At 62.6% G+C, this 16,794-nt stretch carries 18 protein-coding genes; 1 reads left to right on the top strand and 17 read right to left on the bottom strand.

What is annotated here, in order from left to right; translation table 11 throughout:
- Positions 1-103 precede the first annotated feature (103 nt).
- On the top strand, positions 104-340 hold the full coding sequence (locus IP68_RS20130) for a hypothetical protein (protein WP_156317949.1): 237 nt from the start codon (positions 104-106) through the stop codon (positions 338-340).
- Here IP68_RS20130 and IP68_RS04925 read toward each other — a convergent pair.
- From IP68_RS04925 to IP68_RS04845, 17 genes are all read right to left on the bottom strand, one after another.
- Complete coding sequence (locus tag IP68_RS04925) at positions 300-1,058, bottom strand: N-acetylmuramidase family protein (RefSeq protein ID WP_054133872.1); 759 nt, start codon at positions 1,056-1,058, stop codon at positions 300-302. The genes IP68_RS20130 and IP68_RS04925 overlap by 41 nt on opposite strands.
- Positions 1,055-1,387 carry a hypothetical protein gene (locus IP68_RS04920; protein WP_054133871.1) on the bottom strand — a complete coding sequence of 111 codons (333 nt, stop codon included), beginning with the start codon at positions 1,385-1,387 and terminating at the stop codon, positions 1,055-1,057. Before IP68_RS04920 ends, IP68_RS04925 begins: the two co-directional genes overlap by 4 nt.
- Positions 1,387-2,145, bottom strand: a complete 759-nt coding sequence (locus tag IP68_RS04915; protein WP_054133870.1) for a hypothetical protein — start codon at positions 2,143-2,145, stop codon at positions 1,387-1,389. The genes IP68_RS04920 and IP68_RS04915 overlap by 1 nt, the downstream gene beginning before the upstream one ends.
- Positions 2,142-2,513, bottom strand: a complete 372-nt coding sequence (locus tag IP68_RS04910) for a hypothetical protein (protein WP_054133869.1) — start codon at positions 2,511-2,513, stop codon at positions 2,142-2,144. The genes IP68_RS04915 and IP68_RS04910 overlap by 4 nt, the downstream gene beginning before the upstream one ends.
- A complete protein-coding gene (locus tag IP68_RS04905) occupies positions 2,510-3,631 on the bottom strand; it encodes a tail fiber domain-containing protein (RefSeq protein ID WP_054133868.1) in 1,122 nt (373 codons plus the stop codon). Before IP68_RS04905 ends, IP68_RS04910 begins: the two co-directional genes overlap by 4 nt.
- A gap of 12 nt (positions 3,632-3,643) precedes the next feature.
- On the bottom strand, positions 3,644-7,867 hold the full coding sequence (locus IP68_RS04900) for a hypothetical protein (protein WP_054133867.1): 4,224 nt from the start codon (positions 7,865-7,867) through the stop codon (positions 3,644-3,646).
- Positions 7,864-11,241, bottom strand: coding sequence for a phage tail length tape measure family protein (locus tag IP68_RS04895; protein WP_054133866.1), 3,378 nt, complete (start codon positions 11,239-11,241; stop codon positions 7,864-7,866). The genes IP68_RS04900 and IP68_RS04895 overlap by 4 nt, the downstream gene beginning before the upstream one ends.
- Positions 11,238-11,489, bottom strand: coding sequence for a DUF1799 domain-containing protein (locus IP68_RS04890; RefSeq protein ID WP_054133865.1), 252 nt, complete (start codon positions 11,487-11,489; stop codon positions 11,238-11,240). The genes IP68_RS04895 and IP68_RS04890 overlap by 4 nt, the downstream gene beginning before the upstream one ends.
- 89 nt (positions 11,490-11,578) lie before the next feature.
- Positions 11,579-11,977, bottom strand: coding sequence for a hypothetical protein (locus tag IP68_RS04885; RefSeq protein ID WP_156317948.1), 399 nt, complete (start codon positions 11,975-11,977; stop codon positions 11,579-11,581).
- A gap of 82 nt (positions 11,978-12,059) precedes the next feature.
- Positions 12,060-12,998 carry a phage tail tube protein gene (locus tag IP68_RS04880; protein ID WP_054133863.1) on the bottom strand — a complete coding sequence of 313 codons (939 nt, stop codon included), beginning with the start codon at positions 12,996-12,998 and terminating at the stop codon, positions 12,060-12,062.
- Complete coding sequence (locus tag IP68_RS04875; protein ID WP_054133862.1) at positions 12,991-13,332, bottom strand: hypothetical protein; 342 nt, start codon at positions 13,330-13,332, stop codon at positions 12,991-12,993. The genes IP68_RS04880 and IP68_RS04875 overlap by 8 nt, the downstream gene beginning before the upstream one ends.
- Entirely contained in the window at positions 13,332-13,748 is a 417-nt protein-coding gene (locus tag IP68_RS04870) for a hypothetical protein (RefSeq protein ID WP_054133861.1), read from the bottom strand. Before IP68_RS04870 ends, IP68_RS04875 begins: the two co-directional genes overlap by 1 nt.
- On the bottom strand, positions 13,745-14,248 hold the full coding sequence (locus IP68_RS04865; RefSeq protein ID WP_054133860.1) for a phage virion morphogenesis protein: 504 nt from the start codon (positions 14,246-14,248) through the stop codon (positions 13,745-13,747). The genes IP68_RS04870 and IP68_RS04865 overlap by 4 nt, the downstream gene beginning before the upstream one ends.
- Positions 14,245-14,949, bottom strand: coding sequence for a DUF1320 domain-containing protein (locus IP68_RS04860; RefSeq protein WP_054133859.1), 705 nt, complete (start codon positions 14,947-14,949; stop codon positions 14,245-14,247). The genes IP68_RS04865 and IP68_RS04860 overlap by 4 nt, the downstream gene beginning before the upstream one ends.
- The gene (locus tag IP68_RS04855) at positions 14,949-15,305 is read right to left on the bottom strand and encodes a hypothetical protein (protein WP_054133858.1); all 357 of its coding nucleotides are present in this window, start codon (positions 15,303-15,305) and stop codon (positions 14,949-14,951) included. The genes IP68_RS04860 and IP68_RS04855 overlap by 1 nt, the downstream gene beginning before the upstream one ends.
- Before the next feature lie 88 nt (positions 15,306-15,393).
- The gene (locus IP68_RS04850; protein ID WP_156317947.1) at positions 15,394-16,335 is read right to left on the bottom strand and encodes a major capsid protein; all 942 of its coding nucleotides are present in this window, start codon (positions 16,333-16,335) and stop codon (positions 15,394-15,396) included.
- A gap of 88 nt (positions 16,336-16,423) precedes the next feature.
- Complete coding sequence (locus IP68_RS04845; RefSeq protein WP_054133856.1) at positions 16,424-16,756, bottom strand: DUF2190 family protein; 333 nt, start codon at positions 16,754-16,756, stop codon at positions 16,424-16,426.
- Positions 16,757-16,794 lie beyond the last annotated feature (38 nt).

Raw genomic sequence — 16,794 nt, 5'->3', positions numbered from 1 at the left:
TAGCTGGCCAAAAATTCTGGCCAAAAATAGCGGGGCGAATTTTGGCCAATTCGAGTGCCAGTTGCCGTTGACGATATGCGGAACAAAATGCGAACACCGCAGGATGACCCGTCGCCGATTCGCCATCATCACCTATGACCCGGATCGGATCGAGCAACTCAGCTATCAGGCCGAGGGGCTCTCCATCTCCTGGACGATCATCCAGGCGCTCCAGGGATATGACTACCCGAAGGAGCGCGGCATCATAAACATCACCTTATTGGATAAGCTGCCGATCCGCCCACCCAATACCAAACTGGTCACGAACGACTCCACTTCGCGTGCGCAGCGGCGATCTTGACGTGGTAATTGTTGGCAGCAAAACCCTTGCCATTATACCCACGAGCAAAGGGCACACAGTCGGCAGAACGGTTGCTGATCTGCCTCAATGCAACGGTCAGGGAAGAGGCTTGAATGAACGATGCAAAGGCGTCCAGGTGCGCACGTTCGCTGGTCTTCATCGCATCCCAGAATGCCTCGACCGTCTCGAAGCCGGCAGCCTTGTGGTTGAAGCCCATGATCTGAGCGCCGCCGACGGAAGCCGAACGGAGTGCTGCCCGGCGATCGAGTTGCATGGCGCGGTGCAGGCGCAGCCACTCGGCCTGGCCGCCGACATAGAGCGCGCGGTTCCAGCGTGCCGATGACAGGTTGGGATGCGAGGCCCGGAATCGTCCGTCTGTCTCGCGGTCGAAGATATGGGCTTCGAAAAGGATCTTCGGCAGGTCAGGTCCGTCGATGAAACCGCCAGGACCATCGGCGGCGAGGATATCGGCGCGGACATCCTGAAACCACCCGCCGTTGCTTTCCACCTCCCACACCGCACGGACCTGCGCCACGGTGCATTGAAGTCTGGCGGCAGCTCGTGCGAAGTCCACGGAGGTGAGGCCGATCTTTTCGATCTCCGCGCGGGCAACGCCAAGCCTATCGAGCAACTGGTCGACGGCGTTCACGTCGGCCGCGCTGAAGGCGGCTCCAGCGCGAGCCGCGCGGATCGCTGCAAAGATCGGTTCGCGGCTCACTGTATGGGCGGCCTGGGCGGAGCGGGCTGCCTCCAGTGCCGGGCGACAAGCGCAGCCAGCATCAGCGCAACGGTAATCAGGTCATCGAGCCAGGGCGGCAACATGCTGCGCAGACTCGGCGGAACCGACTGCCAGAATACCACCAGCGCTTCAGGGGAGGCCAGCTGCAGCGTCTGAAGCGCAAGCGCTACAGCGAGAAGACGGACGGACCACCACCGCCACCAGTCACGGACATCATCAACCATATGGTCGCGGGCGAACGAGAGGATACGATCAAACATGAACTGACCGTACGCCCATGGCACGGGATTTTGCCGGGTGAGCTGCATCACCCCCAATCCCTGATGCTCAGACCCCAGCGGGTATCTTCAGGCTCCTCGCGCTCGTAGGGCTCAAGGCGTTGGAACAGGCCGTAATGCAAATGCGAGAACCTGACAGCTATGTCATGGCCTTCCACAATCAACACGGGCGCGCTCTCGCCGATCGTCATCACGATCTGCCACAGCTCTTCGACCTGATTATCGGTCAGCCCAGATAGCGTGAAACGGTACGAGGAAACAACCGCCGCCTTGCTGATGCCAAATCCGCCATCGACCAGCTCCGTCCTTTTGGACAGGTCCAGTGCCACTCGGCCGGCGCGGTACTCATAGGGTCGTTCGATTGTCAGGCCAGCCATCAGAACACCAGCCTGCAGGGGCGCGCTACCACCGACCTGATTGAGGGTTATGCGCAAATAGCGCGTCGTGACAGGCACAGCCAGGCGCACATAAGCGTGGTGCCTGGCACCAGTCGAATAGGGCACCCTGAGAGTGGTTACGGGCCGTACAACGTTGAGCCCCGCGCCACCCGATCCGGTCATGGTCGCAACGCTCCACGTTGCAGCAGCCGTTGCATTCGTAAAGCCAAGGAACACAGTATCGACGAAGACAGGCGCGCTGAAATCAATGTCAATTGTTGAAGTTCCGACGGCCGCTGCCCGCCAGACTTCCCGCGTCGCCGGCGAAAGCAGGTTAGACCCGCCTGTGCCGTCGCTTACGGTGACCGCCGCCACCGGCAGCGGCGCGATGATGCCGATCCCCCGGCTCATGCGTTTACCCCCATTGGCCGCAGCACGGTGAGACGGGTTGTGCCGCCGTCCTGCTCTTCTGCGCCAACGATGAGCACGGTCGGCCCGAGCGCATATCCCGCGCGGTCACACACGATCCGCTGGCAAGTGCCCAACAGACCGACCCTTTCACCATCAACTTCGACAACCTCTTCGGCCAATGGCTGGCCAAGAAATGCGAGTTGGCGATCAGCTTCAGCGGAAGCGTCGGCGGCCGCCGCGATAGGCGACAACACTTCGCTTTCGATTGCGACGTCGCCCCAACTCGCGCGCAACGAGCCATCTTCGGATTGGGCATAGATCGCTCGTCCAGTTAGCCATTCTGCAACTGTAGTTGGGACCAGGCTCATGCTGCCTCCAGCGTCGCCAACCTGGTCTCAAGATCAGCCTGTACCGCCGCCTGCGCGGCGATCAGCCAAAACGCCAGCTGGTCGGGCCGGACGCCATAGCGTTCGCCCCCCTCCCATTCATCGAAGCAACACCATGCATAACGGGTCCAGTCCAGCCCCTCGTCTTCCATGATAGAAAAGGCCTGCTGTGCGCGGATACCAAAGTGCAGACGAGCATTGTCCTCGCCCTTCTGGGCCACGGCATCGTTCCACTGGTACATGCCGAGTTCGGCGATGATGCGCCTGGCCGCGCGCAGCTCGGCCGTATTCAATGCCCCCCGCCAATGCTTGTTGCGTTCGTCGGACGTGTTGATGGAACCAGTTGCCGCATAGAGAACAGAAAAACGGTTGCCCGCCTTGCCCAGCGTATATCCGTTGTCAAATGACGGAAACATCTCGGAAGCAGTCAGGTCCAGCCTTGCCGTCAGAGTGGCAGATCCGAACCCGATGCGCAGTGTTGCGCCGGAGTCCTGTGCCCAAAAACCTGAGTATCCGGTATTATCCCGCAGCAGTATACCCCCGCCATAGCCGCCGCTAGCGAGAATGGCAGATCGATTGTTTGCGCTTGGATCAAATACGGTCGACTCCGCGCGCAACGATTGGCCGGTCGCTGGCGTCTTCACCTCAAACTGGCCATCAGCCCCAATCAACGCGCGAAGCACCCCGCCTGAAGCAAAGCCGAAGCTGTTGCTGCCGATGCGATAGACTCCGGTGTCCTGGTCGCTTGCAAAACGAAATGCCGGTGCCGCCGATGATCCATCGGGGAACAAGCCAGCGCCAACACCATCACGAACGTTGGCAAATGAAGCCAGCAAGCTGCTCGATTCTGCGATCAATTCGGCGATTCGGCCGCGCAGCGGTGCGATGGCATATCCTTGGCCGCCTGCAGTGCTGCCCTGATAGTTCGGGCTGATTGACATAGATGTGTCGGATGCGATGTTGGTGATTTCATAGGTTCGGCCATCGGGCCCCAGAAATCCTTCACCGATCGATGCGTTGGCGATGAACGCCGTGCCACTGCCGGTAATGGTGGCGCTGCCGTTCGTGACGGTGACTGTGCCGGTGCGATACCAAGCCATGTAAAGACTCCCTTATGTGATCTGTTCGGTGCTGATGAGGGTGAACGTCTGGTTGAGGGCGTCCTCAAGGCTAACCGTCGAGGTGAGGCCATCAACCGAACGGCTGATGATGGTGGCGCGATAGCTGAATGTGCCCGTGCCGCTGGTGGTGTCGGTGAAGCTTGCAGCCTGGTTGATCTGGATCGTCGCGCTGCCCGGCTCTGATGGGCCGAAGCCATCAAAGCCCGTCGCTGTGCCGTTGAAGGTGTAATCGCCCACCGTTGCCCAGGTGCCGCTGTTGACGCTGCGCTCGACGCGGAGCACGGCCTGCACCGCTCCCGTGTAGACGAACGCATCGGTGATCTGAACATTGCGGAAATAGGTGTAGCCGATGCTCACCTGCTTGGACCCGCCATCGGTGACGAAAGGCCCGACGATTATCTGGGCGTTGCTGGCCAGCGACGTGCCGGTGCCACTGTTCTTGTAGAAGTTGCTGCCCAGGCGCAGACCATATTCGCCGTCGCCGGTCACATCGAGGAAGAACAGCGCGTCCGCCTCGTTGCAGGCGCTGATCGCGCGGCTCGGGCCGAACCACATCACGAACTGATTATCGACGCCGAACCCCGCCCCCATCACGAGCATGTTCGTGCCGTTGTTCATGATGATCTTGCCATTCTGCAGGCGCAGGCCATCAGCATCGGCGTCGAGGAAGGCGGTGCCTGTATCGGGATCGACCACCTTGAAGTTATCGACCACGAAGATTGCGTCGATGTCGTCGGAGGTGCCATTGAGAACGAAGCCGCCAACCCGACCATTCACATCGACCTTGGCACCCCAGCGCGCTTTCAGGCCGTTTATACTTTCGCCGAACGTGGTCAGCGTTGCACTCTGCGCGCCGACTGTGGTGTTCAGCGTTGTGATTTGGCCTGCTAATGCACCATCTGCGCTGGCTCGCGCCGTCGCCTCGCTGCTGATGGATGCTGTCAGCGTGGTCACGGCTGCGGACCGCGCAGCCGCCTCGGCATTGATCGCAGCGATGCGGGCACTTTCCTCTGCAGTAATCGCCGTGCCGCGCGCAGCCGCTTCCGCATTAATGGCGGCAATACGAGCGGCTTCCTCCTCGCCGATCTGGATGATTGCGCTGCCGATGTCGCTCTCGAGGCCGCTGATCAATGTCGCACGGGTGGTCGCTTCTTCACCGATGGCCGTGGCGCGGGCGGCCGCCTCATTGCTGATTGCCGTTGCCCGTGTGGTTGCTTCGGCGGCGATGGCACTCGTCCGCGCCGTGGCTTCTGCGCTGAGCGCACCGGTGAAACTGGCGTTGAGCGTGGTGATCGTGGACGCCAGCGATTCCACGGCGGTGACGCGCGCGATGCTTTCCTCAACGATGCTGGCCTCGTTGCCCGCCACCCGTGCCACCAGCGCCAGAATGCGGGTGGACAGCGCCTCGACCTCGCTCACGATCTGGGCGGTAATTTCCTGTCGCGCGCCCGCCACCGCGCCATTGACCTCGCGACGGTTGCGGTCGTTGTTCAGCAGAGAGCCGAGCAGGAGATCAGCAAGCTCGCTCGCCTCGCCCAGCAGAACCCGGGCCGCTGTCACTTGCTGGGCAAGCCCTGCCGCGATCAGGCCATCGCCATCAATGCGAGCCTGCGCTTCGTCGCTTACCGCCGCGGCACGGTTGCTGACCTCGGTGTCGAGTTCGGCGTTCAGCGTCGTGATCGACGATGCCAGCGCGGCGTCGCCATCGATGCGCGCCTGGTTGGCATCGTTGATGTTCGTCTGCAGTGTCCCAGCAGCCGTGGTCAGGCTGGCGCTGAGATCGGAGATATCCGACGCCAGCGCGCTGTCCGCATCGGTTCTGGCGCTCTGCTCAGTGGTAATCGAGGCTGTCAGAGTGGCGACATCACCCTCTCGGGCATCTATCTCGGCATCGAGTGCAGCGGTCAGCGCGCCAAGGCTCGTTGTCGTGCTCGCGCTCAGCGTTGTGATCTGGTTGGCAAGGGCGCTGTCGGCCGTCGCCCGCGTCAGGCTCTCGGTTGCGAGCGACGCCTCAGCAGCACCGACCCGCACCTGCAGCGCCAGCCGGAACGCTGCCTCTGCCATGTCGCCGTCGATGATGCGCGCAGTCAGTTCCTGCCGCGCCGCCGCGATGGCCGCGACCTGCTCGCGCTTCGTTCGGTCGCCCTGCAGCAACGCCCACAGATCCTGCTCGGCATTGGCCTCCTGCGCTTTCTCGACCAGACGGACCGCCGACACCGAACTGAGGATCGAGGCCGTGTCGCCGATTGCGGTCAGCACCGTCTCCGCATTGGTCACGCGCGTTGCCAGCGCGTCAAATGTGGTGGTGTCGACCTTGGAGGTGATCGTGCCCTCAAGCGCGTCGATCGCTTCCTCGGCGGTGGAGACCCGGCCCTGCACCAGGCTCAGTTCGGTGACCGTGGCGAGCGTGGTGACCGTTGCATTGAGGCCGTCGATATCGACCTCGGCGGCTCCAAGGCGCAGGAAGATGTCGGTCAGTTCGGCGATCTGGCTGGGATCAAAAGCCGCCAGCGCGATCTGCTCATTCACATAGCTGTTCGTGGCGCGAATGTTGATATTGGCTTCTGCCGCGTTCAGCCTGATTTCCGCCGTGCTGACCCGCTCACGCGTCTGCTCGATCGCATGAATGCGGACCTGGCCGGTGGCGGCGTCGACATAGAACCCGGCATCGGTGAATGTCGCGCGCGTCCGCGATGCCTCATCGAGCGCGACCGCGAGCGCAGTTGCCATTTGGTCGATATCATCTTCGGCGCGGCGAAACGCATCCTGGCTCACCGCATTGAGATCGGGCAAGCGAATCTGCCCCAGCGACACCGGCGCGACATCGGGCAACGGGCGATATTGCAGGCGACCCGCCGCAGTCAGTTCGATCTCGCTGTTCAGCAACTCGCCGGGGTCACGGACGTTTCCGGTGCTATCCCTGACATAGCCTGGGTAGGTGTCCCCAGGTACGTAGGTCTGTGGGTCGGGGATGACTGCGCCAGCGGTGGCGTCCGCCTCGTAAGGCCGCAGCGAGTCGAATAGCACTCCATCATCGAGCCGGATGCTTTCGGCGATCTCGCTTTCGCTGTGCCGACGGTTGTTGGCTTGGAATCCCACGCGCCTGCGATAATGGGGCGCATGAGCCCGTTCACGGCCGATGAACTGGCCCTGCAACACTTCTGCACCGCCGTTGTCGAACGTCCATGGCAGCAGGCGGATAACCCCTTCGGGTGCCGCAACCCAGATCAGCGAAGATCCCAGCGCCAGGCGATCGATCACCTGCGCGCCCGTGGTGTTTTCATCACCAACATGAATGCCGGCAGCAGCTGGGCGCAATGCATTGCCAGCCGTGCGGTTGGTGACCGCTGGGCCACTGAACCGCGCTGACACCGCATCGATTAGCGACGCCACAGCCATTGAACCACCGGTGCCTGGCGTACCGATAAAATCCGCCGTCAGCGGCCCGCTGGGCTGCGTCCACCACTTTGCGCACGCGATCGAGGGGGCAACGACGCCTCCGCCTTGGGCCGGAGAACTGGCTTGGAGCGCCGCGAAGGTGGCGGCGATGCTGCCCTGCCAGGCAAGGACGGTAAACGGTCCCGTGCGGCCCTTGTCCCGCAGAGCGGAGAAGCCGGACAGCGGAAACGCCGGGTCGCCGAACTCATAGATGCTGTTGGCAGGATCGAGCAGCCGCCCTTCGACGTTGAACACATAGCCCCAGCTGCGGCGCTTGGTGCGGCCTTCAGCCTCCTCGCCACCCTCAATCCCGCCATTGCCGGCGAAGCGCTTGTCGCACACCGGCTTGTCCAGGCGAGTCGACAGGTCGGCGATCGTGAGGGTAAAAACGCCATCAGCGATGGAGTCGCCTACAACGGTGCCGGTGAACAGGCGCGGGAAGGTCGCGGCGTCCTCCGGACCGGCGTCGATCGAGATCTCCGCATCCTTCCAGAAGTAGCCTGCCAGGCTCTCGAAAACTGCAGGCTCTGCCGGAGCGATCTGGATGCGGCTGGCTTGGGGAACGGTCTGGCCGGTAAAGCCGTCGCGGCCGAACCCGATTCGCGCAGCGAAACGAGGGGCGGACACGACTCCCGCCTTGTAATGCTGGTTATTCTCCTCGCGGAAATAGCTGCGCTCGACCGCGCCGCCTGCAAAACGCAGCGTCGCCAGCCCGGCGGTGGCCGGATCTCGGGGGCGCAGCTCGATCCACTGCACTTGGCCGGTTCGCGCGCTCATCTGAGGCTGACCTCACGCCCGATCGCGCCCAGATCGATGCTGGCGTTGCCGCCGCCGCTGATTTGCACGCCATCCAGTGATATCAGATTGCGGATGCCGGTATTGATCTGCGCCAGAATGTCGTTCTGCTCGTTGCTGAGCTGGTTGGCAGTGGCAAGCTGGCGGTTGGTTTCCGCAGCCGCCTCCTGGGTGCCGCGGATACGGTCATTCTCGATCTGGATGATGCGCTCGGCGCTGGCGATCGCCTGGGCGCGGTCAGATGCATATTCGTTGCCAGCGGTGCCATAGGCATCGCGCGAAAGCTGGATCAGTCGGCGGTTGAGGTCAGCCAGGCGATCGGCAGCACCGTCGATGCCCTTGGCCGCATCAGCCTCAGCCTTGCCGATTTCCTCGAGCAGCCGCTGCCGGCGTTCCGACAGCGTGCCTTCGGCCAGGTCGCCGAACACCAGGTCATTGAGCAGATCCTGCAGAGCGCCCACGCGGTCTTCCAGGATGCTCTCGATCAGCTTGGACCGTTCCTCGGCATTGATGCGCTCGATCTCGATGATGTCGAAGCCATAGTCGCGGGCGATCCGCAGGCGTTCGTCGGCCTGACGGTCGAAGTCGCGGACTTCCTTTCGGATCTTGCCACCAATGCCCTCGAGCAGATCCTCGACATCGCGGACCTTAAGCGCCTCCTTGATCGCGCGGTCGACGTCTGGATTGGAGTTGAGCGCTTTCTGTATTGCAGCCGACAGGCCCTTGATGGCTCCGTCGCTAAGAGCATCACGAAGCGCAAAGGCAACTGCGGCCTCTTCATCCTGACCGAAATCGATCGCGCCGCGCTTGGTCTTGGTGCGGCCTTTGCCGCTGGTATCAACGCGGAAATCCTTCCCTCGCTGGCCGATACTCACGGCAAAACTGCCGATTTCTGCGTCGAATTCCTGAGCAATCTGGCGCAGCTGTTCCTGGACGCCGCCGGCCAAACCGAGCGATGCCTGGATACGCTCCTGGCTGTTACCGCGAGAGGTCGCGTTCCCATCAACGCTGGTAATGGTTGCAGATCCGCGCTTGGTCGATTTGAGCAGCCCGGTGAAGATACCGAGCGGCCCTCCCTCAAACCCAAAGATGTCGCCGATGATTTTGTTGGCTTCACTCGCAATGGCAAAAGGACCGGATATCGCCGCCATCAATTCGGGACCGGCAACCGCGCCGACAGCGGCCCCGACTGCTTGCCCCGTCTTTCCGCCGCCGATGATATTGCCGATGACTGCCCTGCCAGCCATGGCGCCGCCGATAATGTCGCCTAAACCATTGAACAACTTGGTCCCGATGATGTCTTCGAGCGGCTTGAGGCCATTTTTGAAGCCCTCCGAGTACAGGCGTTTGATGAAATCGAAGGTGGTAGGATCGGCCCTCACAAGAACAGCGCGGTCATTAACTTTTTTGGCGACAGCTACGATCTCGCCCGTGATCGGATCGACCTTGCCCAACGTTCCGTCTCCCGTCGGAACTGAATTGGGCATGGTGCTGATCGTGCTAGGATTTGCAATCTTCTGCGCGGCCTGATTGATCTTGTCGGCCGCCTCATTCATCGCGTCGGCAAGCTTGTTGGCGACCGGCCCAGGCTTCGCCAGATCCTCGACCAGCTGTTCCGTCTGCGTTTTCAAGCTGGTGCGGCCTGAGGCAAAATCTTCGAGCTCGCGTAGTGCATCGCCGAACAGCTGCTCAGTCAGCAGGCGCCCCTGCAACTGCCTGAAGTTCTGGTCCATGGACTTCAGGAAGTCTTTGGGGCTTCCACCCGACAGAATATCTTCCAGCGCGGCACGCGTATCGTCGATCGAAGCGTTGTAGATCGATAGCTTGCGGCCGCGATCCTCGATCAGCCGGCCAAGCTCGCGCTCGGCCTCGACCTGCGCCAGGACACCGAGGCGCTGTTCTTCGGTCAGCTCACCGTTGCGCTCTTCGTACTGCTGGATACGTTGCAGGGCTTCCGCTTCGGATTCGCGCCCCTGCAGCACAAGCATCATCTGCTCGAGCTGGCGATCCCCGGCCTCCTCCATCTCGCGGAAAGGTCGCAGCAAAGAGTCCTCGACCGGACCGCGCGCCGCTTCGATCGCGGCGGTGAGCTCCTTCATCTTCTCCGGTTGACCGGCGAGGCGTTTTTCGACTTCGGCCTGGATGCTGTCCAGCTCGCGACTCGCCTTCGCCACCTGATCCACCAGGCGCGGCTGTTCGTCGAACTGTTCGGTGATCCGCCGAACGCGCTCTTCGGTGCTGGCGGTGAAATCCAGTAGCTGCGCAGCTTCTCGCGTAGCCCGGGCTGCGCCACCATCCCGTCGCGTGCGCCCAGCAGGCTTAGAGCGGTCTTTATCTGTGCGGAGTTCTTCAGCTAGCCGACCTGTACGGAGCGAGTCTTCTTCCAGATTAAGGCGGGCAAGCTCCTGGGCGTCGTTTGCCGCCTCTGCGCGAAGACGGGCAATTTCCCGCGCACGCTGGGCATTGGCGCTATCGCTGCGACCGATAGCAACCAGCGCATCTTCTATTTCCTTACCGCCTCTTGCGCCGTTGAGCGCGCGCACGAGGTCAGACGGGCCACTTCGGCGGATTGCAACGCGACCAGTTTCATTGCCGAACGTCCCGCCGAAGCTGACATCGCCAGGCATGCTGCCCCGAACAAGCGAGCGAATTTCACTGCCACGGGCCTGCTGCGCTGCCCTGATAGCATCGATCTCATCCAGGCGCTTCAACCGAGCATTGGCGATCAGCGCCTCGTTCTGGCGCAAAATTGCACCAGTGCCAAGGTCGAAGAATGTGGCCATGTCATCGACGCGCTTTGCGAGCTTTTCTGATGCTGCATTTGCCGCGTCAGCTGCATCGGCATTGTCGAGCAAGGACTGGATGAGAAACCCGCCGATGGTAACCGCACCAAAAACCGCCGCGCCATACGGCCCGGAGAGGAAGGTCATGAAGCGAGTGAACTTGCTCTGTGTGCCTTCCTGGGTATCGCCCATCATCGCAAAGGCGCTAGTCACCTGGCCACCCTGCTGGGCGAGGATCACCAGCGGATTGATGCCCAGCGCAAACTGCTGGAATACGTCCTGAACCTGAAAACCCAGCTGCTGATAGGCTGCGCGCTGGCGGCCTGCAGCGGCAGTATTGGCGACCTTGGCGCGCGTAGCTTCGTCCTGGGCGGCAGCCTCGCCGCGCACGGCCTGCGCCGCCTCGCGCTGGGCGGTCGACATGGTGTTGGTCGCAGTGGTCAGCGCGGACGCGCCAGTTGCGGCCTCACGGTTGGCATCGCCGACCTGCTTTACCGCATCGGCCGCCTGGCGCAGATCGGCCTGCGCGCTGCCTTTGTCGACCTCGATCCTGGCACGAACGACAAGCGTCATCGCGCGGCCTTTCTTGCGATCTGGTCGAGGGCGGCTTGCTCCATCATGCGCAGATCGAGGAACCGGGCAGGGCTCAGCTCGATCGCCAGCATCTGCGCAGTCGGCGGGATCACGCCATAATCAAGGCCCAAGCACATGCCGGTCATCGCGTGCCGCCGCCATTGTGTGCCGAGCGCGAGGAAGAGCTGCGCGGTGTCCGCTTCATCTGGCAGGAGCTGGATTTCATCGGTCTCTTCCTTGCGCTTCATCCAGGCGGGCAATTTCGCGCCCGCTGTTGCGGCGTCATCCGCCAGTACCGCGCCGCCGCGACCCCCTGCCCATCGGGCCGCCAGCGCCTTCAGTTTCCCGTCCGGGTCGCCTTTTCGCCCAGCGAGCAGCTGCGATAGGCCTCGAGTACAGCCATGAACGCGCCCGGCACCTTCATGACCTGGACAAGGTTGCTGCGGTTGAAGGCGAGAGTGCCTCGCCCGCCGCCGATGTCGTCATGGTCGCTCTCGACATCCTTCCAGTCAGTGGCGAGCTGCTCTACGAACTCGGCGTAGGATTCGGACAGCGGCTTTTCGCCAGCATCGCTTGGGCCAATCGCGGGTGCGTTGGCGAGAAGATCGCGGTTGCCATCGACATCACGGACACGGAACCGGAGGCTGAAGCCCTGCTCCTCGACGTTGCCGTCATCCGTCGGCACGGCCACATTGACCGGCCACCAGACCAGACGCTCCTTCACTACTTTGAACATGACCATTCTCCTGATAGATGGCGTTTGATCGGCTGCCTGAATGCTCGTATCCTCGACCCGTGCGAGCATTCAGGTCAGCCGGTTACTTCGCGATAATGACCAAGTCGTCGGCGCCACCATCGGTGGTGAACAGCAGATCCATGCTGAACATCAGCAGATCGTCTTCGGCGGACTCGGTGATGTTGGTGACCTGGACCTTGGTGGCGCTCAGCTCGAGGATGTTGCCGGCAACGGTCCCGTGGGTCAGTGTGATCGGGATCAGCGCGCCGTTGTCGAGCGTTGCCAGATAATCCTTCGTTGCCGAAGACGGTGCCTCGATCATGAGGCGTCCTGTCACGTTGTGGTTGCCGCGCCGCACATAGCGCGCGCCGATCAGGTTGCGCAGGTTGATGGCAACGCCGGCATCGATCGTCAGCGAACGGGTCACAGCGGCGAACCCATCAAGCAACAGGATGGTGTTGGCGTTGTTGACCTCGAGCGGCTCCTGCCAGTCGGTGAAATCAGCTCCGGTCGGCGTTGCAACGATGCGCGGGCTTGCGGCAGGGACGAGGCCGGTGAACTGCAGGCTGGCAAACGGTACCTGGCCCGCCGTAAAATCAAGCGAATAGGTGCCGCGCGCGCCGATCATCTTGCGCTGCTGGTTATCGACCCAACTGTATTCGCTGAGCGATCCTGGCGCAGCACCAGCTGCGGCGAACTTCTGGGTGGCCGAGGTGGTAGCAATGATCGTCGGCGCAGCCATGCCGCATGCGGCAAGCAGCTTCATCCAGGGGGCTTCGGTGCCAGCGGTGCCGGAGCCGGCCAGCTCCACCTCATAGGATGAGCGCATGCGCTTGTTGGTCGGCTTCCCCTTCGTCGCACCATAGGCACGGTTGTCCAGGTTGCGCTGCAGCTGATCGACCTCGAGCGGAACGATTGAATAGTTGCGCGTCATGATCGCATCGTCGGCAAGCGTCGGGATGCTGTCGGTGCTGTATACGCTTTCGGGCTTGGCCGCGACGACGCGCCGGACATCAACCATAGATCTTCTCCATCACTTCGGCGGCACGATCGCCGTCGCGGAAATCCCATTCACCCGGATCGAGCGCAGGATCAGAAACCTCCAACCTGGCCAGAACCGCCGCTCGCGCCGGACCGTTGACAGGCAGGCCGAACCGGTCCAGTTCCAGGCCATATGCATTGCGGACTGGGTCTTTGGTGGGGGTGAGCCCGCTTACCGGCTGTGCGGCTTCGGGCACGCCGTCATCGGCTTTCTTGATTCCTTCATCGGCGGCGGTCGCCGAGGGCGCAGGCTTTGCGGTAGCATCGGCAATGGGCGCAACGGCATCAGCAGCGGCCTTTCTGGTCGGCTTCATCAGATTTTCCTTTCGGTGCGGGATGTTCGGAACTGGACCGCCCAGGCGATGACCTGGCCGTCGGAGACCAGCAGCGCGCCGCCGTCGTAATGGCACTCGCCATTGGCCTCGGGATGTTGCCAGCCCAACAGCGCGCGGGTGATCGCATCGACATGGGTTTTCAGATCTTCGCGGACCTTGTCCTGGTTGCGAGCCTGGGCCGAGAGAACGACAACGACCTGGAAACGGACATCGACCCGCTGGTGGATCGTGCTCGTCCGCTCGTTCTGACTGGCGGTCTCTCGGGTCGGGATGACATACCAGGCGGGCAACGCAGTTGGGGCGCTGCGCAGCGAGGCGAACTCGATAGCGCCGTCGACATGCTTGGCCAGGCGCAATAGCTTGAGCTGGTCGGCGATGGGCTGCAGCGCGATCATTGCGCGCCACCTGCATCGGCGTTGAAGGCCTGTTGCAGATGCTCGGTCAGGATCTGGACAGCATTGGCCTGGTCGCCGTCGGACGCGCCGATAAACTGGCGCTTGGGGATCACGATCTGAGCGAAAACCCCAAAGGGAGTCCGCAGTGCGCGACCGGACTTTGGCCGGATGGTCGCTCCCTCGTTGTGCACGTGCGCATAGATTGCGGGGCCACCGGTCGCCTGGACGCCAACCTCTGCGAAATCCGGACCGGACTCGTTGTCGAGCTGGTTGCGCAGATCGCCGCGATCAACGAGCAGAGGTTTGGTGTTTTCAGTGTCGCGGCGAGGCTTCCAGGGCACACCCAGCGGATCAACCTGTTGATTGAACCGGCTGCGGGTAGACTCCAGCCAGTCGACCGAGATCTCGGCCATCGGCGCGCTGAGATCACCGACGGCGTCGATCGCGCGCTGCAGCGCCGGGGTGAGCTGGTCGAACAGGTTGATGGAGACGCTGCTCATCGCACATAGCCCTTCAGGCGATCGGGATACACGGGCCTGCCGGGGGCGATCAGAACAGGGTCGGCGCTGGTCGAAGGAGCCATGGCAATGCCCAGCTTGATCTTGCCGCTGCCGATTGCCTCGAGATTGCGCATCGCGATCTTCTGGGCGTCCTCGACGTTCTTTGGCAGCTCGCGGCGATACAGGCGGGCATGGGCGATGTCGGCGATCGCCATTTCCACGAGCTGCGGCGCGCTGCCGAGCGGAAGGGTGTAGCGGTCGGCCAGATAGGCTTCTGCCTGGGCCTGGGCATCTGCCAGCGCACCGATCAGCATCTTGCGATCGATGCGCCCGTCACCTGCATCGGTGAGCAGGATGATCTCTTCCAGGCCGAACCGGTCGACAAAGGCCTCGATCGACAGCATCGGCGCGCCGCCGCCCGGCATTGTCCAGCTGCCATCCAACACGACGAGTTCGATCTGGGTGTCGCGATCGCCGGCAATGGTGCTGATCAGGGCCGTGATCAGATACAGCTCGCCATCGGTGCCGCCGCCGATCGTCAGGCTGGCGCGATCATTGGCGATCGCGTCGTCCAGTTCGACTGCGGCCGATCCGCTGACCAGGCCACGCGCCTCGCTGGAGACGCTGACGATCGCCAGAGCAGGCCCCAGATCCTCGACCAGCGTTTCCTGCGGGCTCTTGAGGCGGCGGATTACCGACATCAGCTGGCCTTTGCGGTTTCAGCCATGACGATAAAGGCGGCGACCTGGTCGGCGTCGTCGCGATCAACGGTGAGGGCCAGCAGCTGCTGGATCTCGGCTTTCTTGGCTACGGAGCCCAGATCGACCTGAGCTGCAGCGGCGAACGCCTTTAGCTGCTTCAGGTTGAGGGAGCCTAGGGCAGCCTCGATCGGATCAGAGCCGTCCGTGGCCACAGCATCGTCGGGCGCAGGCTCGAGCACGCCAAGATCGACGAGCTCGCGCGCCTCGTCTTCATCCATGGGAATGACGGAGCCGGGCATATCTTCGCTGTTGGGTTCGCGGCCCAGCAGGCGGGTCATGACGGTATAAAGCGGCATAGGTACCTCCGGAGAAATCAGGGATAGAAACGTGGGGGGCGGGACGGGGGGTGTTGCCCCGCCCCTCACGCCAGGCTGCACCAAAGGATCAGAATGCGGCCTGGAACAGATAACCGGCGTCGGCGCCGACCAGCTCTGCCGAAAACTCGTCGAGCACGGCATTCTTCCAGCTGCGGATGTCACCATCCCACTCGACAGCCTCGACCAGCGGGTGGTTGGCGAGCTGATAGGTGTAGCCGTAGCTGGGCAGCGGCATGGCGCGCATTCCCTCGGGCGGAACCCATGCGAGGATCGCGTCAGCGCCCCAGACATCGACAGTGGTGCTGTCGTCGGTGTCGTAGATCGCATCGCCGACCACGACGTTCTGGATGTCGAAGTACGACTGCAGCATCGGTACGCTGACGGCGGAGGCGTTGGTGTACTTGAAGTGATCCTTGATCTTCGGGTGCTTCTGCAGCGCGCTGTATCCCTTGCCGGGAAGCACGAGCGTATTGGGACGACGACCGATACGACCGCGGATCACTTCCTTGGAATCCGAAACCTGGACCAGCGGATCACTGTCCGGATCGGACCATTTGTTGTCGCCGGTCAGCGCGATCTTGTTGGACGAGGCATAGCTGGCAGCGTTGCGGGCCACGCTCGCCTGCTGGATTTCCTTTTCCAGCGCGATCACCGCCAGCACAGTGTCAACGCCGACCTGCTGCATGTTGATGCCGGGGATTGCACCGGCCTCTTCCTGGTGCTCGATCGGCACGACACTGGCCAGCGCCTCCTGGTGGAGGTTGACCGCCTTGCCTTCGAAGCCGAATTCGAGTCGGGCGATCTGCGAACCAGGCGCGCGGCGCGTGCGGCGACGGCGGAAGCTGTCGCGGTTGAACTCGATCCGCTTTGCCGCTCGCGTCGGCATGGTCACCGTGGGGAAAAGGAAGCGACCGATCATCTCGGCGTTGCTGTAGCCGCGAGCGTGATTGGTCAGGATAGGATCGACAACGCGCGCCTGGGCAGCGTTCATCTGTTGGCCGACAGTCATGAAATGGGTCTCCGATAAGTTGGAATTGCGCCTGATGTGAAAGGGTCAGCAGGCAGGCAGCGCGCGCCTGCCCGCTGGGTTTCGGGGATTACGGGGTGAGCAGCATCTCGATAATCTTGCCGTCACCGGACGCCGCCTCGATCGCGTAGCCGAGGATCTCTCCGGTGCCGCCCTGGGCGATAGCCTTGCCGTTGGCATCGGACTTGATCGGACCGCCGACCGCGACAGCGCCGCCAGCCTCGACCTTGGTGGTGCCAACGACATTGACGGCTACGGCATCGCCAGTGGCGGCGGCATATTGGGTGACGCCCGCCGCCTTTGCGCCCGCGCCGCAGACGGCACCTGCAAAGGTGGTGAAGCGATTGGCGGAAAGCGCGGCGGCTGCAATGAGCGACAGCGTCAGGATCGGGGTACTCTGCATCGGTGTTTCCTTGCGTTTGAAACGGGGTTGAAAGCGGG

The sequence above is a fragment of the Blastomonas sp. AAP25 genome (genome assembly GCF_001295965.1).
In the GTDB taxonomy this organism is placed as follows: domain Bacteria; phylum Pseudomonadota; class Alphaproteobacteria; order Sphingomonadales; family Sphingomonadaceae; genus Blastomonas; species Blastomonas fulva.
This window is presented reverse-complemented; position numbering and strand designations above follow the sequence as displayed.

Bases quoted from the DNA above. Each gene is read 5' to 3' on its own strand.
- IP68_RS04860 (WP_054133859.1), bottom strand. From the start codon at position 14,949: ATGTCGGTAATCCGCCGCCTCAAGAGCCCGCAGGAAACGCTGGTCGAG.
- IP68_RS04910 (WP_054133869.1), bottom strand. From the start codon at position 2,513: ATGAGCCTGGTCCCAACTACAGTTGCAGAATGGCTAACTGGACGAGCG.
- IP68_RS04865 (WP_054133860.1), bottom strand. From the start codon at position 14,248: ATGAGCAGCGTCTCCATCAACCTGTTCGACCAGCTCACCCCGGCGCTG.
- IP68_RS04875 (WP_054133862.1), bottom strand. From the start codon at position 13,332: ATGAAGCCGACCAGAAAGGCCGCTGCTGATGCCGTTGCGCCCATTGCC.
- IP68_RS04905 (WP_054133868.1), bottom strand. From the start codon at position 3,631: ATGGCTTGGTATCGCACCGGCACAGTCACCGTCACGAACGGCAGCGCC.
- IP68_RS04845 (WP_054133856.1), bottom strand. From the start codon at position 16,756: ATGCAGAGTACCCCGATCCTGACGCTGTCGCTCATTGCAGCCGCCGCG.
- IP68_RS20130 (WP_156317949.1), top strand. From the start codon at position 104: ATGACCCGTCGCCGATTCGCCATCATCACCTATGACCCGGATCGGATC.
- IP68_RS04900 (WP_054133867.1), bottom strand. From the start codon at position 7,867: ATGAGCGCGCGAACCGGCCAAGTGCAGTGGATCGAGCTGCGCCCCCGA.
- IP68_RS04920 (WP_054133871.1), bottom strand. From the start codon at position 1,387: ATGCAGCTCACCCGGCAAAATCCCGTGCCATGGGCGTACGGTCAGTTC.
- IP68_RS04855 (WP_054133858.1), bottom strand. From the start codon at position 15,305: ATGCCGCTTTATACCGTCATGACCCGCCTGCTGGGCCGCGAACCCAAC.
- IP68_RS04890 (WP_054133865.1), bottom strand. From the start codon at position 11,489: ATGAAGCGCAAGGAAGAGACCGATGAAATCCAGCTCCTGCCAGATGAA.
- IP68_RS04895 (WP_054133866.1), bottom strand. From the start codon at position 11,241: ATGACGCTTGTCGTTCGTGCCAGGATCGAGGTCGACAAAGGCAGCGCG.
- IP68_RS04880 (WP_054133863.1), bottom strand. From the start codon at position 12,998: ATGGTTGATGTCCGGCGCGTCGTCGCGGCCAAGCCCGAAAGCGTATAC.
- IP68_RS04885 (WP_156317948.1), bottom strand. From the start codon at position 11,977: ATGTTCAAAGTAGTGAAGGAGCGTCTGGTCTGGTGGCCGGTCAATGTG.
- IP68_RS04850 (WP_156317947.1), bottom strand. From the start codon at position 16,335: ATGACTGTCGGCCAACAGATGAACGCTGCCCAGGCGCGCGTTGTCGAT.
- IP68_RS04915 (WP_054133870.1), bottom strand. From the start codon at position 2,145: ATGAGCCGGGGGATCGGCATCATCGCGCCGCTGCCGGTGGCGGCGGTC.
- IP68_RS04870 (WP_054133861.1), bottom strand. From the start codon at position 13,748: ATGATCGCGCTGCAGCCCATCGCCGACCAGCTCAAGCTATTGCGCCTG.